At 51.7% G+C, this 15,812-nt stretch carries 17 protein-coding genes; 14 read left to right on the forward strand and 3 right to left on the reverse strand.

The features are described 5' to 3' along the window. Positions 1–8: 8 nt before the first annotated feature. A complete protein-coding gene (locus tag ACFOSD_RS11440; protein WP_380696615.1) occupies positions 9–1,631 on the forward strand; it encodes a response regulator in 1,623 nt (540 codons plus the stop codon). A gap of 11 nt (positions 1,632–1,642) precedes the next feature. Continuing rightward, positions 1,643–2,329, forward strand: coding sequence for a sensor histidine kinase (locus ACFOSD_RS11445; RefSeq protein ID WP_380696617.1), 687 nt, complete (start codon positions 1,643–1,645; stop codon positions 2,327–2,329). Between the two features lie 116 nt (positions 2,330–2,445). On the opposite strand, the gene ACFOSD_RS11450 is transcribed toward ACFOSD_RS11445, so the two are convergent. Further along, positions 2,446–2,979, reverse strand: a complete 534-nt coding sequence (locus ACFOSD_RS11450) for a cyclic nucleotide-binding domain-containing protein (protein WP_380696619.1) — start codon at positions 2,977–2,979, stop codon at positions 2,446–2,448. 101 nt (positions 2,980–3,080) lie between these two features. Here ACFOSD_RS11450 and ACFOSD_RS11455 point away from each other — a divergent pair, with 101 nt between their 5' ends. The 10 genes from ACFOSD_RS11455 (at position 3,081) to rsgA (ending at position 12,669) form a co-directional block, all read left to right on the forward strand. Continuing rightward, positions 3,081–3,443, forward strand: a complete 363-nt coding sequence (locus tag ACFOSD_RS11455) for a CidA/LrgA family protein (RefSeq protein ID WP_380696621.1) — start codon at positions 3,081–3,083, stop codon at positions 3,441–3,443. Beyond that, on the forward strand, positions 3,436–4,167 hold the full coding sequence (locus tag ACFOSD_RS11460) for an LrgB family protein (protein ID WP_380696623.1): 732 nt from the start codon (positions 3,436–3,438) through the stop codon (positions 4,165–4,167). The genes ACFOSD_RS11455 and ACFOSD_RS11460 overlap by 8 nt, the downstream gene beginning before the upstream one ends. A gap of 155 nt (positions 4,168–4,322) precedes the next feature. Next, the gene (fabA, locus tag ACFOSD_RS11465; RefSeq protein WP_380696625.1) at positions 4,323–4,844 is read left to right on the forward strand and encodes a 3-hydroxyacyl-[acyl-carrier-protein] dehydratase FabA; all 522 of its coding nucleotides are present in this window, start codon (positions 4,323–4,325) and stop codon (positions 4,842–4,844) included. A gap of 1 nt (position 4,845) precedes the next feature. Beyond that, the gene (gene fabB, locus ACFOSD_RS11470) at positions 4,846–6,066 is read left to right on the forward strand and encodes a beta-ketoacyl-ACP synthase I (RefSeq protein ID WP_380696627.1); all 1,221 of its coding nucleotides are present in this window, start codon (positions 4,846–4,848) and stop codon (positions 6,064–6,066) included. A gap of 337 nt (positions 6,067–6,403) precedes the next feature. After that, entirely contained in the window at positions 6,404–6,931 is a 528-nt protein-coding gene (locus tag ACFOSD_RS11475) for a SprT-like domain-containing protein (protein ID WP_380696629.1), read from the forward strand. Between the two features lie 306 nt (positions 6,932–7,237). Further along, positions 7,238–8,311, forward strand: coding sequence for a 4-hydroxyphenylpyruvate dioxygenase (gene hppD / locus ACFOSD_RS11480; protein ID WP_380696631.1), 1,074 nt, complete (start codon positions 7,238–7,240; stop codon positions 8,309–8,311). Further along, positions 8,304–9,437: a homogentisate 1,2-dioxygenase gene (locus ACFOSD_RS11485; protein ID WP_380696633.1), complete on the forward strand. Its 1,134-nt coding sequence runs from the start codon at positions 8,304–8,306 to the stop codon at positions 9,435–9,437. The genes hppD and ACFOSD_RS11485 overlap by 8 nt, the downstream gene beginning before the upstream one ends. Then, positions 9,434–10,444: a fumarylacetoacetate hydrolase family protein gene (locus tag ACFOSD_RS11490; RefSeq protein ID WP_380696635.1), complete on the forward strand. Its 1,011-nt coding sequence runs from the start codon at positions 9,434–9,436 to the stop codon at positions 10,442–10,444. The genes ACFOSD_RS11485 and ACFOSD_RS11490 overlap by 4 nt, the downstream gene beginning before the upstream one ends. Before the next feature lie 199 nt (positions 10,445–10,643). After that, positions 10,644–11,282, forward strand: coding sequence for a maleylacetoacetate isomerase (gene maiA, locus ACFOSD_RS11495; protein WP_380696637.1), 639 nt, complete (start codon positions 10,644–10,646; stop codon positions 11,280–11,282). A gap of 328 nt (positions 11,283–11,610) precedes the next feature. After that, positions 11,611–12,669, forward strand: coding sequence for a ribosome small subunit-dependent GTPase A (gene rsgA, locus ACFOSD_RS11500; RefSeq protein WP_380696639.1), 1,059 nt, complete (start codon positions 11,611–11,613; stop codon positions 12,667–12,669). Between the two features lie 436 nt (positions 12,670–13,105). Here rsgA and ACFOSD_RS11505 read toward each other — a convergent pair whose 3' ends face one another. Next, a complete protein-coding gene (locus ACFOSD_RS11505; protein WP_380696640.1) occupies positions 13,106–13,333 on the reverse strand; it encodes a hypothetical protein in 228 nt (75 codons plus the stop codon). Positions 13,334–13,429: 96 nt separating this feature from the next. Here ACFOSD_RS11505 and ACFOSD_RS11510 point away from each other — a divergent pair, with 96 nt between their 5' ends. Beyond that, positions 13,430–13,933, forward strand: coding sequence for a hypothetical protein (locus tag ACFOSD_RS11510; RefSeq protein WP_380696642.1), 504 nt, complete (start codon positions 13,430–13,432; stop codon positions 13,931–13,933). A gap of 75 nt (positions 13,934–14,008) precedes the next feature. Further along, positions 14,009–15,214 (forward strand): pyridoxal-phosphate-dependent aminotransferase family protein, encoded by a 1,206-nt coding sequence (locus ACFOSD_RS11515; RefSeq protein WP_380696644.1) that lies wholly within the window; start codon positions 14,009–14,011, stop codon positions 15,212–15,214. 50 nt (positions 15,215–15,264) lie between these two features. Here the strand turns inward: ACFOSD_RS11515 and ACFOSD_RS11520 are convergent, their stop codons facing one another. Further along, positions 15,265–15,738 (reverse strand): Dps family protein, encoded by a 474-nt coding sequence (locus ACFOSD_RS11520; protein WP_380696646.1) that lies wholly within the window; start codon positions 15,736–15,738, stop codon positions 15,265–15,267. Positions 15,739–15,812 lie beyond the last annotated feature (74 nt).

The raw sequence follows: 15,812 nt of genomic DNA on the forward strand, positions 1-15,812 counted from the left end.
TTTACGCCATGGTTTTTAAGAAATCCATCCACACAATGCATTATTTGATTGTGGACGACTTTGCGAATGTGCGTAAGTCTATCCGCAGCATGCTGGCTCAACTTGGCGCCGGTAACGTTTATGAAGCCGCTGACGCCTTACAAGCGAAAACCATCTTGCGCGAACGCCCCTGTGACATCGTCATCTGCGACTACAATTTGGGAGACGGACAAAACGGTCAACAATTACTCGAAGAAATGCGTGCAACCGGTCAGGTTAAGTTCACCACGCTGTGGGTGATGGTGACCGCAGAAACATCAAAAGACATGGTGATGGGTGCCGTTGAAACCCATCCGGATGACTACCTGGCAAAACCCTTTGCCTTTGACGCCTTTAAACACCGGCTGGACAAATGGGTGAAACGCCTTGAAGCGCTCTATCCCTTATTAATGGCCATGGACAAGCAGGATGACGAGTTGATTCTGGCGGCCTGCCAGCAAGTCATTAATGACCAACCACGACACCGAGCTTGGGCACGCAAAATTCAAATCAGCACCTTGATTCGGCAAAACAAACTGGACGAAGCCGAAAAAGAACTGAACGACTTGCTCGCCAAGCGACCGCAAGACTGGGCTATCTTTGAAAAAGCACGCATCCAGATGCTGCGCAAAGCCTTTGATAAGGCACGCCCGTTACTACAAGAAGTCCTGACCGCTAACCCTAACCATGTAGAAGCCTACGATGCCCTGGCAACCTGTTACCTGCAAGAAGGAAAAACCGGTGCAGCGACGGAAGCGTTAACCAATGCCACGCGTGTATCGCCACGAAACCTGAAGCGGCAGTTCCGTTTGGGTGAATTGGCCCGCCAACAAAACGACTACACCACTGCCGCCAAAGCCTTTAAAGAAGTATTGACCTTAGCAGCGAATACTCGGCATGAGAATCCGGCACACTATGTTCGCTTGGCGGACACGTTTAACACCTTGGCAGTTCAGGGCACGGACAGTGAACAAAGGCGAGCCTCCAAAGGTGCCATTGAGATTGCCCGACGAATGATGGACCGCTATCCAGATGCCTTACCTGTGCAACTGAAAGGCCGTATCGTCATGGCCGAATCGCTGGACATACAAGGCATGGAATCGGCCCGTGATGGTGAGTTAAAGAAAGCGCATGATATGTCCATGCGCCATCTGGCCCAAATAAAACCGGAACTGGCCATGGATGTGGCACGTGCCCTTTATCAATACGATAAACAACAACTGGGCGATGCCTTTGTCGAATCGATCCGGCAGCACCATCGAGATGATGTTGGTGTGCAGCAACAATTGTTCATGCTGCAAAGCGAACCAGTATCCGAGAAAGCCAAGGAACGTGCTGCCGAGTTAAACAAAGAAGGTAATCAGCGTTATCGCGATGAAAACTATGAGGATGCTCTGAAGTTTTTTGAACGCGCGCTGGAACATTCACCTCGTCACCCGGGGTTGATATTGAACATGGTACAGGCCCACATGAAGCTGTATCAAAAAGACAAAGAAACGCACCATTTAGCCACCATTGAACGCTACATGGAACGCTTAAAGTTTTTACCGCCTGACCATTATCAAGCCGAACGCTACAACGCGATCAAAGCGCGTGTGAATGCCTTGGCATAGGAGTCTCAAGCATGTCAAACGAACCTCTCGATATGGCTACCGTGCTCGCCTCAACGGTGCACGACGTCAAGAATTCATTGGGTTTGATCAGTAATCAGTTAGAAGAAGTCATCCAAGCATTAACGGAAGAAACCCCTGAAGCGGCGGACAAATTACGTCGCATTCAGATGGAAAGTAATCGCATTAACAGCGGTTTGAGTCACATGCTGGGGGTGTATCGCATTGACAACCAACTACTGCACCCGAGCCTCGAAGAAGTATTGGTTCTAGACGTGCTGGAAGATGCTGCGGCGCGCTATGCCAGCACACTGGAAAGCCAAAAAATCCGGGTGGAAGTGGACGTGGATGAAGAACTGACTTGGTATATGGACCCAACGTTGGTCGACCATGTCTTAACCAATATTCTGACCAATGCGATTCGCTATACCAAAGACTGGATCAAACTATTGGCCTGGGAAGAGGACGGGATGCTGTGCATCGCCATTGACGACAATGGTCGTGGCTACCCCGATGCGCTGCTTAACTGTCTGGCCCCGGATGCTAGCCTGCAGGTGAAAACCAGCAGTACCGGGTTAGGCATCTACTTCGCCAGCCGGATTGCCAGCCTGCATCGTGCCGAACCGAGCGGTCGCGAAGGGCGCATTGAATTGATCAATAAAGAAGGTGGTGGCGCGCGCTTTGCTTTGTGGCTTCCTTAACGGCGACCAAAGTCTCTTATTTCAATCTGGGATTGAGTGATTTTAGAGCTAAAAAACCTCAAGACGACGATCTGACTTTCTTAACAACGTCAGATCGAAAGAAAGAGGCTTTTAGCCTACAAATCATCCATCATGTCGAAATCATCGCTATAAGTCGCATCTTTCGATGCTTGAAAGGGTGAATCACCTTCAGGCGCGGCAGCCGGTTCTTTAAACACTGGCCCCTGTTTCACCCGATCAAGCAACAGCATGATGATGTTGTCTTTGATTTTTTCGCGGATGTGAATCGGGAACTCGGTCAGGGTTTTACGCTGCAAACGAAACAGCACGGCATTCGACTGACATTTTATCGAACTCGAACGGGCACTCTTGGTCAGAAAGGATACCTCACCAAAACAATGACCCGGCTTAATGTCGCCAATGTGCACATCGTCCTTCCACACTTCCAATTGCCCGGTCAGTAATACGTACAGCGCTCGATCGCGCTCGTCATCTTGCATTAACACCCATTCACCCGCGCGACAGGCAATAAGCTGAGTGCTTTTTTCCAACATCAACAAACAATCGGCATGATTGAAGCGCTTGAAAAAGCGCACCCGCGACATAATGGTTAGTACTTGTTCTTGCGTTAGATGCTCAACCAACTGCATGATAAATATTCCTGAATCTTCCTGTTAAGATCTTAGGCACTTAATCCCATGGCGTCCAGTGATGCCCGAACACCACTGTTATCAGGGAGCACTACCATACTATGTTGTTAGGTTTTTTCTGTCTGTTGGTTTTTCAGTTCCTGGGAGAGGCTTTGGTGGTATGGGCCAACCTGCCCATCCCAGGCCCCGTGATGGGTATGCTGTTATTACTGGGGGCGTTGGTCATCAATGGCGGTGTGCCGGAGCCTGTTCGCACACCGGCCGAAGGTCTTATCCAGCATCTATCCCTTCTCTTTATTCCTGCAGGGGTCGGATTGATGATGCATTTGAACGTTTTACGTCTAGAGGGATGGATCGTTGCCGCGACACTGATCGGCAGTACCTTTGCGGCGATGTTTGTTACTGCATTGTTGCTCAAGTGGCTGATTCCCGCGCCAAAAATAGGGCAGCCACCGCATGAATGATCTCTTGCATACCTCATTCTGGGTCTATTTCGCTGCTCGTCCATTGCTTTGGCTCCTCGTCACCATCGCCTGTTTTTTGCTGGCCCGCTGGCTCAGTTATAAAGTTCGGGGCATGCCTCTGTTGAATCCAGTTCTGGTATCGATGATCGCCATCATCACCCTACTCACAGTAACGGGCACCGACTACAACACCTACTTTTCGGGCGCGCAGTTCATTCATTTTTTACTGGGACCAGCCACCGTCGCCCTCGCCATCCCTCTGTACGACTACTTACCGCGCATTCGTGCGTTGTTCATGCCGATTATGGTGGCCTGTCTGATTGGAGCTTTGGTGGCTGTGGTGACCGCCCTCGGCATAGGCGTGCTGCTGGGGGCATCTCCGGAGTTACTGCTTGCCCTCGCACCTAAATCCGTTACTTCGCCGATCGCCATTGGCATCGCTGAAAAAATCGGAGCCTTCCCTTCGCTCACCGCTGGGCTGGTTTTAATTACAGGCGTCATTGGCTGTGTGCTTGCCCCACCACTGTTTCGTGTTTTGCGCATCGAAGATGACGCCATCAAGGGCTTCTCATTAGGATTAGCGGCCCATGGATTTGGTACGGCACAAGCCATCCAAATGAGCATGATGGCAGGGGCTTTCGCCGGTTTGGGCATGAGTTTAACCGGCGTTTTCAGCTCGTTTCTGGTGCCGTTGATGGTGGGAGTTTTTGGTCTGCTCGGCTGATGTCTCTGGTGCGCTGAGGCCAGAAATTCGCTACCATGCAGACCATCCTTAACCGTGCTCCACATCACTTATGCGCGGTTAATGTGGAATTCGACCCCGTAAATGCGGTATGGTCTGCCCAATTTTTAGCAACCTCGTCACGAAGGCTCACGTTTATGACCGACAGACCTAGTTCACTGGATAAAGACATGCTGCTGAAATGCGGCTATGGCGAGATGTTTGGCCCCGGCAACGCGCAATTACCCGTCAAAGAAATGTTGATGTTAGATCGCATCAACCACATCAGTTTGGAAGGCGGCGCGCACGGCAAGGGCGAGATCATCGCCGAACTCGACATCAACCCAGACCTATGGTTTTTCAGTTGTCACTTCCCCGGCGATCCAGTCATGCCAGGCTGCTTAGGCCTCGATGCTATGTGGCAATTAATCGGTTTCTTCCTGGCATGGAAAGGCAACCCTGGTCGTGGCCGTGCACTGGGCGCTGGTGAGGTTAAATTCACCGGGCAGGTTATGCCGAATGCCAAACTGGTGCGCTACCATATTGACATCAAGCGTGTGATTGAGCGCAAGCTGGTGATGGGCATTGCCGACGCTACCCTAGAGTGCGATGGCAAGATCATCTACACCGCGAATGATCTGCGGGTAGGCTTGTTCACTTCCGATCAGATGGAGAGCTAATATGCGTCGTGTCGTCGTAACAGGTATGGGCATTGCCTCCTGTCTGGGTAATGATTTAGCCACGGTCACTGAAAGTCTGCGTCTCATGCGTTCTGGCATCAAAGCCAAGCCCGAATACGCCGAATTGGGCATGCGCAGCCACGTTGCAGCGCGGCCTGAACTTGACCTCAGCGAATACGTTGACCGCAAAACCGCACGTTTTATGGGCGATGCGGCCGCCTATGCTTATTACAGCATGGCCGAAGCCATCAAAGACGCTGGTTTGACCGAAGAACAATACTCCAATGTTCGGGTAGGTTTAATTGCCGGCTCCGGTGGTGCATCCTCTGCCAGCCAAACCGAAGCAGCGGATATATTGCGTGAGAAGGGCCTGAAGCGGGTTGGCCCCTACCGCGTCACCCAAACCATGGGCAGTACGGTATCGGCGTGCTTGGCCACACCGTTCAAAATCAAAGGCGTAAACTACTCCATCACTTCTGCTTGTGCGACCAGCGCGCATTGTATTGGTAATGCCATGGAGCAGATTCAGATGGGCAAGCAAGACATGGTGTTTGCCGGTGGTGGTGAAGAAGAGCATTGGACATTGTCCTGCCTGTTCGATGCCATGGGTGCGTTGTCAACCCAATACAACGATACCCCCGAGAAGGCCTCGCGCGCTTACGATGCAAACCGCGATGGTTTCGTTATTGCGGGCGGTGGCGGCATGATGATTCTCGAAGAACTGGAACATGCCAAGGCGCGTGGCGCGAAAATCTATGCGGAACTGGTGGGTTACGGCGCTACGTCAGACGGTTACAACATGGTAGCACCGTCTGGCGAAGGCGCTGTGCGCTGTATGCAGCAAGCCATGAGCACCGTTGAGGGTGACATTGATTACATCAATGCCCACGGTACGAGCACACCTGCCGGTGATACCGCGGAACTCGGTGCGATCAAAGAAGCTTTTAAAGGCAAAACAGCACCGAAAGTGAGTTCAACCAAGTCGTTGACCGGGCACTCGCTGGGCGCCACTGGTGTACAAGAAGCGATCTATTCGTTGTTGATGCTGCAAAACAGTTTTATTGCAGGCTCCGCCAACGTGGAAACGCTCGACCCGGCGGCTGAAGGTGCAAACATCGTGACCAAAACCGAAGAAGGCGTAATGCTGAACCGCGTGATGTCCAACAGCTTTGGCTTTGGTGGCACTAACTCGACACTGGTCTTCCAGCGCTACGAAGGCTAGTTATTAAGACCTGTGTCGTTGCTTATCGTGACGGCTACCGGGAATCCCTCTGCGGGGTCGGCGTAAATCCATCCTTGGAGCCTAGACCACAGCATCCGTGCTGTGGACTCCCCCGCTGAGGCATCCCGATATCCGCCACTCAGTAACTCACATAGGGTTGAACTTGAATGGCGAAAATATCGAGCTTTCCAAGACGCCCCGTTAGGCTTATAAGGGATGTCGGCAGCCTGGATGGCTGCCGCCAAGCCCCCATGGATGGGTTCACGGCGATACCGCATAAGCCTAACGGGTCGTCCTAGAAAGCGTGACTTGAGTGTAAGTATCCTGCCGTACATCTATGACCCCTGCCGAACGTCAGAAACTTGAAACCATAGAAACCCTAGCCTCCAGCTTGCTGGCGCGTCACCTTCCGCAATGGTCATTTTCCTTCAATCGTCAGCGCCGCACACTTGGGCTGTGCCGATATCGGGAAAAGCGCATTGAGTTGTCGTTGCAGCACGCCCTAGCGGGTAACCTAGACCAAGCCAAGGAAACCATCTTGCATGAAATAGCGCATGGCTTAGCAGGCCCGCGCACGGGCCATGGCCCGCGTTGGCAGCAGGTTATGCGTGATCTTGGCCAGAACCCCAGAGTGACGGCGAAAACAGAATACGACTTAGACGACTACACTTGGGCCATTGTACGTAAAGAAGGCAATGACCTGCACTGGATCACCGGACGCTATCGTCGACCACAACGCACCAGCCATTGGATGCTGCGCGGTCAGCCGCATACGTTGGGTACGGTGTATTACTGTCGCTTTTCCGACTACGCTGCTTTTAGCCAAGGCATGATACCCTTTGCTGAGGTTGCTCTGTATCAGTAACCTTCACCGCACTCTGTACCGTAACGCTGTGCCAAAAGGCTCACACAAACACCTCCTGTAAGCCCTTCTGTACAGGTGAACGCCCGGCGTTCCAATTAACCATCTACTTCCCGATTCTTTGACCCGCCATATATCTGCCTCTTCGATGGTTTTCAGAACACCCCACCTATTTGTACATTATTAATTACAAAAATAGAGTATCGAATGATAGTGCCACTTTGGGTCGCCTGCTTTCCTTTAAGCCATCTCAGGACCAAGATGTAGCAACAGAAACAGACAACTCAATCCTTTGAGACGGAGCACAACATGACTGATCACATCAATCCCCTAGGTACCGACGGTTTCGAATTCGTTGAATACACCGCCGCGGATGCCGAAGGTATTCAGAATTTGAAAGCGCTGTTCACCTCATTGGGCTTTACCGAAATTGCCAAGCACCGCTCGAAAGATGCTTGGCTGTTCAAGCAGGGCGATATTAACTTCATCGTTAACGGCCAACCGAATTCACAAGCCGAAGCCTTTGCCCGCGAACACGGCCCCAGTGTGTGTGCCATGGCGTTCCGCGTGAAAGATGCGGCTAAGGCATTCGAACACGCGCTGAGCAATGGCGCTACGGCCTATCAAACTCAAGTTGGCCCCATGGAACTAAACATTCCTGCGGTGTACGGCATCGGCAGCAGCTTGCTCTATTTTGTTGACCGGTATGGCGCGAACAGCATCTACGAAGTTGACTTCAAACTGTACGATCAATGGGAAGAAAATATGAAGGCCCATGCCGTTGGTCTGGAGGTGTTGGATCATCTGACGCACAACGTTAAACGCGGCAATATGGCCACGTGGGCAGGGTTTTACGAGCGCATAGGTAATTTCCGTGAAATTCGTTACTTCGACATTGAAGGCAAGCTGACCGGCTTGGTATCCAAAGCCATGACGGCCCCGTGCGGCAAAATCCGTATTCCGATCAACGAGTCCTCCGACGACAAATCACAAATCGAAGAATTCATTCGAGAGTACAACGGTGAAGGCATTCAGCACATCGCCCTGTCCACCGAAAACATTTATGAAACCGTGCGCACCCTGCGCGAGCGCGGCGTTGAATTCATGTCCACGCCGGATACCTATTATGAAAAGGTAAATGACCGCGTTGAAGGGCACAGTGAAAACCTCGATGACTTGCGGGACCTGCGCATTCTGATTGACGGCGCACCAATGAAAGATGGCATTCTACTGCAAATCTTCACCAATACGGTCATTGGCCCGGTGTTCTTCGAAATCATTCAACGCAAAGGTAACGAAGGCTTTGGCGAAGGTAACTTCAAAGCGCTGTTTGAATCGATCGAAGAAGATCAAATTCGTCGTGGAGTGATCGAACATGCGTAAATGGGCTACATTCCCCCTTCGGGAAGGTGAAGTGTCGCGCCAAGCGCATGCCGATTTTCCCGATCGCGCGATCTACGAGCGTGAAGCTGGGCGCAGCGGCTTCTTCGGTCCTGCCAGCCATTTTCACCACACCCACGCCCCCACAAGCTGGGTTGATTGGCAAGGCCCTTTACGGCCCAGGGCATTTGACCTTACGCAACTGGAACAGAACCTGAACGGTTCACCGTGGGATTTGCCAGACGTATTACACAACGCGCATTGCAAATTTCGGGTCTGGCGCCTCACCGAGCCGATGGAATTTCTGGCGCGCAATGCCGATGGTGACGACCTGCTGTTTATCCATCAAGGCAAAGGCGAGTTGTTTTGTGACTATGGGCATTTGAGCATCACTGACGGTGACTACGTGGTCATTCCTCGCAGCACCATGTGGCGTATCGTCCCCACCGAACCCATGTTCTTGTTAATGATTGAAGCCACCAACGATGCCTACCAACTGCCCGAAAAAGGCTTGGTCGGCAACCACGCCATCTTCGACCCGGCCGTCATTGATACGCCAAAAATTGATACGGTCTTTCAAGCGCAATATTCCGAAGATGCGTGGCAAGTTCACATCAAACGTCACAACGCGGTATCCGTGGTGACCTACCCGTTCAATCCGCTCGATACCATTGGCTGGCATGGTGATCTATCGGTGATGCGTGTTAACTGGCGGGACATTCGCCCTTTGATGAGCCATCGGTATCACCTACCACCTTCGGCGCATACCACCTTTGTGGCGCAGCGCTTTGTCGTGTGTACCTTCGTGCCACGCCCGGTAGAGAGTGACCCTGGGGCCTTAAAAGTGCCCTTTTACCACAATAATGACGACTACGATGAAGTGCTGTTCTACCACGCCGGTGACTTTTTCAGCCGCGACAACATTGAAGCGGGTATGCTGACGTTCCACCCGGCAGGCTTTACCCATGGGCCACACCCCAAGGCCTTCAAAGCTGCGCAAGAGAAGCCGAAAACCTTTTTGGACGAAGTGGCGGTCATGCTGGATACGCGTGACTCGTTGTACGTTGGCGAACAGATGTCCGCTACCGAAAACACTCAGTATGTGAACAGTTGGATGCCTAAGCCATGAAGTTAGCGACCTTACAGAATCACACCCGCGACGGGCAATTGGTGGTGGTTAGCCGAGACTTACAGCGGTGTGTTGCCGTACCCGACATCGCCGCGACGCTGCAGCAAGCGCTTGACCTATGGGAAAGCACGGAAGGCAAGCTGCGCGAAGTCTATCAAGCACTCAACGCGGGTGATGCGCAAGGTGCACGAGCCTTTATCTCCACGCATTGCGAATCGCCCCTGCCGCGTGCCTATCAGTGGGCGGATGGCAGTGCTTATGTAAACCATGTTGAACTGGTACGCAAAGCGCGCAATGCTGAAATGCCCCCCAGCTTTTGGACTGATCCATTGATGTATCAGGGCGGCTCGGATGACTTCATTGGCCCCTGTGAGGACATTCCAGTACCTTCGGAAACCTTCGGCATTGATTTTGAAGGTGAAATTGCCGTCATTACCGATGATGTTCCTATGGGTATTTCAGCGCAGGCCGCACGCGATAAAATCCGCTTAGTGATGTTGGTGAACGATGTCTCCTTGCGCGGTTTAATTCCCAATGAACTGGCAAAAGGCTTTGGCTTTTTCCAATCAAAACCCGCTTCAGCGTTCAGCCCGGTGGCGGTAACGCCCGATGAATTGGGCAACGATTGGCAAGATGCCAAGTTGCATCTGCCGTTGCTGTCGCATTACAACGGTGAGTTGTTCGGCAAACCAAATGCCGGGGTGGATATGACGTTTGACTTTGGTCAGTTGATTGCGCACGCTGCTACCACACGTAACCTAGGTGCCGGGGCCATTATCGGCTCGGGTACGGTATCCAACAAGCAAGGTACGGACTTCGGCACCGCGATCAGCGAAGGTGGCGTCGGCTACAGTTGTATCGCAGAAGTACGGATGATTGAAACTATTCGTGATGGCAAGCCAAGCACCCCATTTATGAAGTTTGGTGACCGTATTCGCATGGAAATGCTGGACAGCGATGGAAACAGCATTTTTGGGGCTATTGATCAGAGGGTAGTTAAGGCTTGAAGGCCTCGGTAGTTTCACCCTCTGGTGTTAGTCGGCCTGGAAGGTGTGTCTGTTCATGACACGCCGTGAACCCGTCCTTGGGGGCTCGACAAGCGCATCCATGCGCTTTTACGGTCCTGAACAGACACACCTTCCAGTCCACCAACACCGAGACAAAACCCCTGACTTTCAATAGATAAGTTGAAGAGATGTATACCCAATGAAACTTTATGGATACTGGCGCTCGTCTGCCGCCTACCGGGTGAGAATCGCCCTGAACCTCAAAGGCATCGCCTATGAGCAAGAAAGCGTGCACCTGGTGAAAGACGGCGGCCAGCAACACATGGAAAACTACCGAGCGATGAATCCCACGGAGTTAGTGCCCACATTGGTGGATGGTGATTTCGTATTGAATCAGTCAGTGGCTATTTTGGACTATTTGGACGATAAAATTCCAAATCCACCGCTTTATCCTGTTGATGCAGGATTGCGCGCGCAGATAAAAGCCTTGGTGCTGGATATCGCCTGCGACATTCATCCTTTGAACAACTTGCGGGTGTTACAGCACCTTTCTGGCCATTTAGGCCACAGCGAACAAGAGCGTGATGACTGGTATCGCCATTGGTTGAAGGTAGGGTTCACCGCATTGGAAGGCAAGTTGCAGCGCACCGCTGGCACTTATTGCTTTGGCGATACCCTTAATATGGCCGATGTGGTGTTGGTTCCGCAGGTCTACAATGCCTATCGCTATAAATTACCCATGGGCGAATTTCCCTTGATTGACGCTATTGCCCAACGTTGCAATGCGCTACCGGCTTTTCAGGAAGCAGCACCGGAGCAGCAACCAGATGCTGTTTAGACACGAAAATTTGATCTGAAAGACAGCGTTCCCGTATGTGATTGAAAACACAACTGTGGCAAAATTCTAGGCCCAACCACAACTCACCAAGAGGTTTTTTTATGTCTACACGGTCTAACGCAATTGTTTGTGTGGCAATACAGGCCTAACACGACATCCGGTATATCGCGGCATAAAACCCGCTAAGGGAAGCATCGCTTACCTTGGTCGACATTACCTGTATTGCCCTGCCCTGTTTAACGACTGCGCGCTGGTTTGCGCGTGCACATAGCATTCTGGGCGGCGTCTGTTCGGCGTTTCGCTCGAATCAATACAGGTTTGAACCACAATGACAAAACTCATCTCTTTGGCCCAACTTGGTTGGCGCCCGATATTTCAACAAACCTTAACGCTGGAACAGCTAGAAGACGGTCAGGTTGCACGCGTTCTGGGAGTCGATCGAGAACGACTGCTCTTACAGACTGAACAGGTACAATGGCATGAACCGGCACAAAAGCGATGGCTCAGCCTACCCATGGATGAGCGTCCCACGGTAGGTGACTGGGTATGGCTGAAGCCAGACACACCAGGCACCTTAACGTTATTGCCTCGTCAGTCACTTTTGCAACGCGTCGCGTCAGGCACAAACCCCAAGCCACAATTATTGGCGGCCAATGTCGATACCGTTTTTATCGTTTCGTCATGCAACGCCGACTTCAATAAGGCCCGCTTGGAACGGTATCTGGCACTGGCACTGGACTCAGGGGTTATGCCTGTGATCGTACTGACTAAAGCGGATCTGACGGACCAAGTCGATCACTATCGAGAAACGGCACAATCCTTACACGCGTCCACGCCCGTCGTTCTTTTGAATGCTCTGGACGAGCAAGCTGCGATCACCTTGCAACCGTGGACATCGGAGGGCCAAACGGTCGCGCTCCTCGGCTCATCGGGTGTCGGAAAAACAACCCTGACCAACCGGCTGCTCGGCGACCAACGGTTCAATACCGCGGCTATTAGAGAAGATGATGCAAAAGGACGCCACACAACCACCGCCCGCCAGATGGTGCGTATTCCTGATGGCGGTTGGATTGTGGACACGCCAGGGATGCGCGAATTGCGCTTAGGAGATGCCAGCGAAGGGGTAGATCGTGTCTTCGACGACATCGTTGAACTGGCGCGTCTTTGCCGTTTTAAAGACTGCAATCACCAAGGTGATGAAGGCTGCGCGCTCTCTGCCGCCATCGACCGCGGTGAACTTGAGCCCGATCGGGTACGACGATTTCTAAAACTCAAACGCGAGACAATCATTGCACAAGAAAACGTTTGGGAGCGCAGGCAGCGCTACAAGGGTTTTGCGAAAGTGGTCAAATTGGCAAAAAATGCCAAAGATTTGAAAAAGCGCTGAGTCATGCCAAGGGTTGAGCGACCACGCTCAACCCTTATTTATCTGCCGAACCTCAATATCTCAAACTTCCACAGCCCCCAGCAACACATAAGAAATGCTGGGCCCATGAGCAAACTGGCCAAAAAATGATCGATAAAATAGGCGGGAAGCGCATAAATCACCATAGGAGGTACAAAGAGCCAAAAAAGGAGGCCAAGCACGATTTTCAATTCTTGAGTTATCGATTTTGATATCCGTTGATGATCACTTCTATGCATTAACTTTGCTCCTTTTGTGTCCATGGGTTAATCACTTTGGCACCCGCAGCCTCAAATAGCGATTTGTCGCGTGTTGCCACTGACAATTTGTTGGCAAGGGCAATGGCCGCAATGAAACCATCTACAGCGGCGATAGGCAATCCGGCATTTTTTGCTCTAGCGAACAAATCTGCATAGTGCTAAATGCAGGCTAGGTCAAACGACAAGACATACCCATTGAACAAAGGAAGAATGTGATGCTCGAGATTGTGCTGTAACGCTCTTTTCCGCTTGCCCTCTGGAAGGAGTGCAACACCGGCTCGCAATTCAGCCACCGTCATTGCGGACAGATAAAGTGTTTCTAATGGCTGTGCATCAATCCATTCATCCACTTGTGGATAGAGTTCGCGTCGTAGCGGCTCATACACTGCCGAAACGCCCAAATCACCGTTTACATACGCTCTGCCGATTCGTTAAGATGCCGATGCAGTAACGGAATGTACCCATCATGAAAGGAAAACATCATGAGCATAAAGCCTGAAACCCTTGTATTTTCTGCGGATCCGGCGAAGCGCCGACGCCATGTTATATTTCTTTGGGCCGGTTTTTTCATAGTACTCGCCACCACTTTCTTCCAGTCATATTTCTTGCCGGGTCACAATATGATTTTCTTAATCCCCTTGTTTATTTGGCAATGGACCTTACTGTTTCTTGGTATTGACAGCCCATTCAGGCGCCAGGAGGAAGTTATTATCACACCCGTTTCACTGAAAGGCGCAAGCCTTCAACGCGCTGGACGGGCATACTTGATGCTCGAAGATCTCATGATTGAACCGTCCATGATGCAACGCAACCCGCCCAAATGGTTACAGTGGCTTGCCCCCGCACGGACATGGATTGCCATCAATCACCCCAAAACACCCTACGGCTTCAAAATGGACATTTCGCTGCTCAGTTCCGAAGATCAACAAACGGTATTAACCATCCTGCAACAGCGCTTTCGAGAAGAAATGTCACCAGAACAATAATCCCCGCGCACTTTTATAGTGGCTCTGTTATCGTTAATGACTCCATTTCAACACCACCTAAAGGATGCTGATCCCATGCGCCATGCTGTGCCTGATATCGTCCCATTGGACAATATATTACCCGACGAACCCTTGCTGATGATGGGCGCAGGCCCGGTACCAATTCCGGCGAAGGTAGCGGCGGCGAATGGCATTGTGATCAACCATTTGGGTGACACCATGGCACGCATCATCGAGCAGGTGAAGGCAATGTCGCGCTATGTATTTCAAACGGAATCGCAGCACATTATGGGCGTTGCGGGCCCGGGCTCGGCGGCGATGGAAATGGCGATTGTGAACTTGGTCGTGCCGGGCAGTAAGGTGCTGTCGGTGCGCAATGGTTTTTTCAGTAATCGCTTGGCAGAAATGGCTGAGCGCGTAGAAGCGGAAGTTATTCGCTTAGACGTTGGTAGCGCGCAAGCGGCCGACCCCGAAACCATCATTGCCGCATTGCGTCAGCATCGCCCCAATGTACTGACGATTGTTCAAGGCGAAACGTCGAATACGGTGTTCAACCATGCCCTGCCCGAAATTGCACAGGTGGCGCGTGAAATGGGCTGCTTGGTCATTACGGATGCGGTCTGTACGTTAAGCACCATGCCGCTGGACATGGACGATTGGGGAGTCGATGCGGTAATTACCGGCGGCCAGAAGGGCTTAAGTTCGATTCCTGGCGTATCGCTGGTGGCTTTTTCCGAGCGGGCTTGGACGTTAATTACCACGCGCAAAGATACCCTGCGCCATTGGTGTTACGACGCCAAGTTGGCGGATCAATTTTGGTATCAGAAGTCTTATCACTATACGGCACCGGTGTCGGGCATTTTGGCCATACATGAGGCGCTGCGTTTGATTTGCCAGGAAACGCTACCGCGCCGTTTTGATCGCCATTTGAAGTGCTCATTGGCGTTACAGGCAGGTATCGAGGGTTTAGGGTTGTCGTTGTATGTGCAGGGGCCTTCGCGTTTGAATTCGGTGGTGGGTATTAATCTACCTGAACCTATCGATGGGAAGACCTTGCTGCAACACATGTCGAAGCAGCATGGGGTAGAAATTTCCGGCTCGTTCGGGCCGCGCATTGTGCGCATCGGGCAGATGGGTGAACAGTGCCGCGCACATCACCTCTTCCGTACGTTGCACGCTTTAGGTTCCAGCATGCAGGCCTTAGGCGAAGCGGTGGACTTACCCTCCGGCGTGGCAGCACTGGAACGCGCTTTGGGAACGTACTTGCCACGTTTTGACTAAATGTTTTAGGGTGCTGATGGGCAACGAAACCCATCAGCACCTGAACACAATTACCGATTCAGATAGGCGCCATACATCCACACCATCTTTTCTTGTGCCCGAATGTAGTCGCTCATGAGCGCTGAAGTACCTTCATCACCCGCTTCACCGGCTTCCGCTAGTAATTTGCGTTGTTTACCGAGCAGGGTTTTAAACGCTTCCAGAATCTGCGCAATGGCTTCGCTACCATCGGTCACTTTAGATTTTTCCTGAATGGCGGAAGCACCCAAGTAGCTGCTGTAGCTGTGCGCTGGCTCGTAACCTAGGGTTAGAACGCGCTCTGCAATTTCATCAATTTTTAGCAGCAGGTCGTTGTACAGCTCTTCAAATTTTAGATGCAGCTCGAAGAAGTCTTTACCACGGATGTTCCAGTGGTAACCCCGTGCGTTCATGTAGAACACTTGGTAGTTAGCTAGCAAATCGTTCAAATCGGCGGCCAGCGATTGCGCCTGTTCTGTTTTGATACCAATTGCATTGGTCGTCATGTTGCTTCTCCTTTCTGCCAAAAAATCTTGATGGTTGTCAGTGTAGACGGCAATTCTACCGTTGGCTAATAGAG

The organism is Salinispirillum marinum, assembly GCF_042650105.1.
Lineage (GTDB): Bacteria > Pseudomonadota > Gammaproteobacteria > Pseudomonadales > Natronospirillaceae > Salinispirillum > Salinispirillum marinum.

Coding starts and splice junctions, on each gene's coding strand:
- ACFOSD_RS11440 (WP_380696615.1), top strand. CDS start 9: ATGGTTTTTAAGAAATCCATCCACACAATGCATTATTTGATTGTGGAC.
- ACFOSD_RS11445 (WP_380696617.1), top strand. CDS start 1,643: ATGTCAAACGAACCTCTCGATATGGCTACCGTGCTCGCCTCAACGGTG.
- ACFOSD_RS11450 (WP_380696619.1), bottom strand. CDS start 2,979: ATGCAGTTGGTTGAGCATCTAACGCAAGAACAAGTACTAACCATTATG.
- ACFOSD_RS11455 (WP_380696621.1), top strand. CDS start 3,081: ATGTTGTTAGGTTTTTTCTGTCTGTTGGTTTTTCAGTTCCTGGGAGAG.
- ACFOSD_RS11460 (WP_380696623.1), top strand. CDS start 3,436: ATGAATGATCTCTTGCATACCTCATTCTGGGTCTATTTCGCTGCTCGT.
- fabA (WP_380696625.1), top strand. CDS start 4,323: ATGACCGACAGACCTAGTTCACTGGATAAAGACATGCTGCTGAAATGC.
- fabB (WP_380696627.1), top strand. CDS start 4,846: ATGCGTCGTGTCGTCGTAACAGGTATGGGCATTGCCTCCTGTCTGGGT.
- ACFOSD_RS11475 (WP_380696629.1), top strand. CDS start 6,404: ATGACCCCTGCCGAACGTCAGAAACTTGAAACCATAGAAACCCTAGCC.
- hppD (WP_380696631.1), top strand. CDS start 7,238: ATGACTGATCACATCAATCCCCTAGGTACCGACGGTTTCGAATTCGTT.
- ACFOSD_RS11485 (WP_380696633.1), top strand. CDS start 8,304: ATGCGTAAATGGGCTACATTCCCCCTTCGGGAAGGTGAAGTGTCGCGC.
- ACFOSD_RS11490 (WP_380696635.1), top strand. CDS start 9,434: ATGAAGTTAGCGACCTTACAGAATCACACCCGCGACGGGCAATTGGTG.
- maiA (WP_380696637.1), top strand. CDS start 10,644: ATGAAACTTTATGGATACTGGCGCTCGTCTGCCGCCTACCGGGTGAGA.
- rsgA (WP_380696639.1), top strand. CDS start 11,611: ATGACAAAACTCATCTCTTTGGCCCAACTTGGTTGGCGCCCGATATTT.
- ACFOSD_RS11510 (WP_380696642.1), top strand. CDS start 13,430: ATGAGCATAAAGCCTGAAACCCTTGTATTTTCTGCGGATCCGGCGAAG.
- ACFOSD_RS11515 (WP_380696644.1), top strand. CDS start 14,009: ATGCGCCATGCTGTGCCTGATATCGTCCCATTGGACAATATATTACCC.
- ACFOSD_RS11520 (WP_380696646.1), bottom strand. CDS start 15,738: ATGACGACCAATGCAATTGGTATCAAAACAGAACAGGCGCAATCGCTG.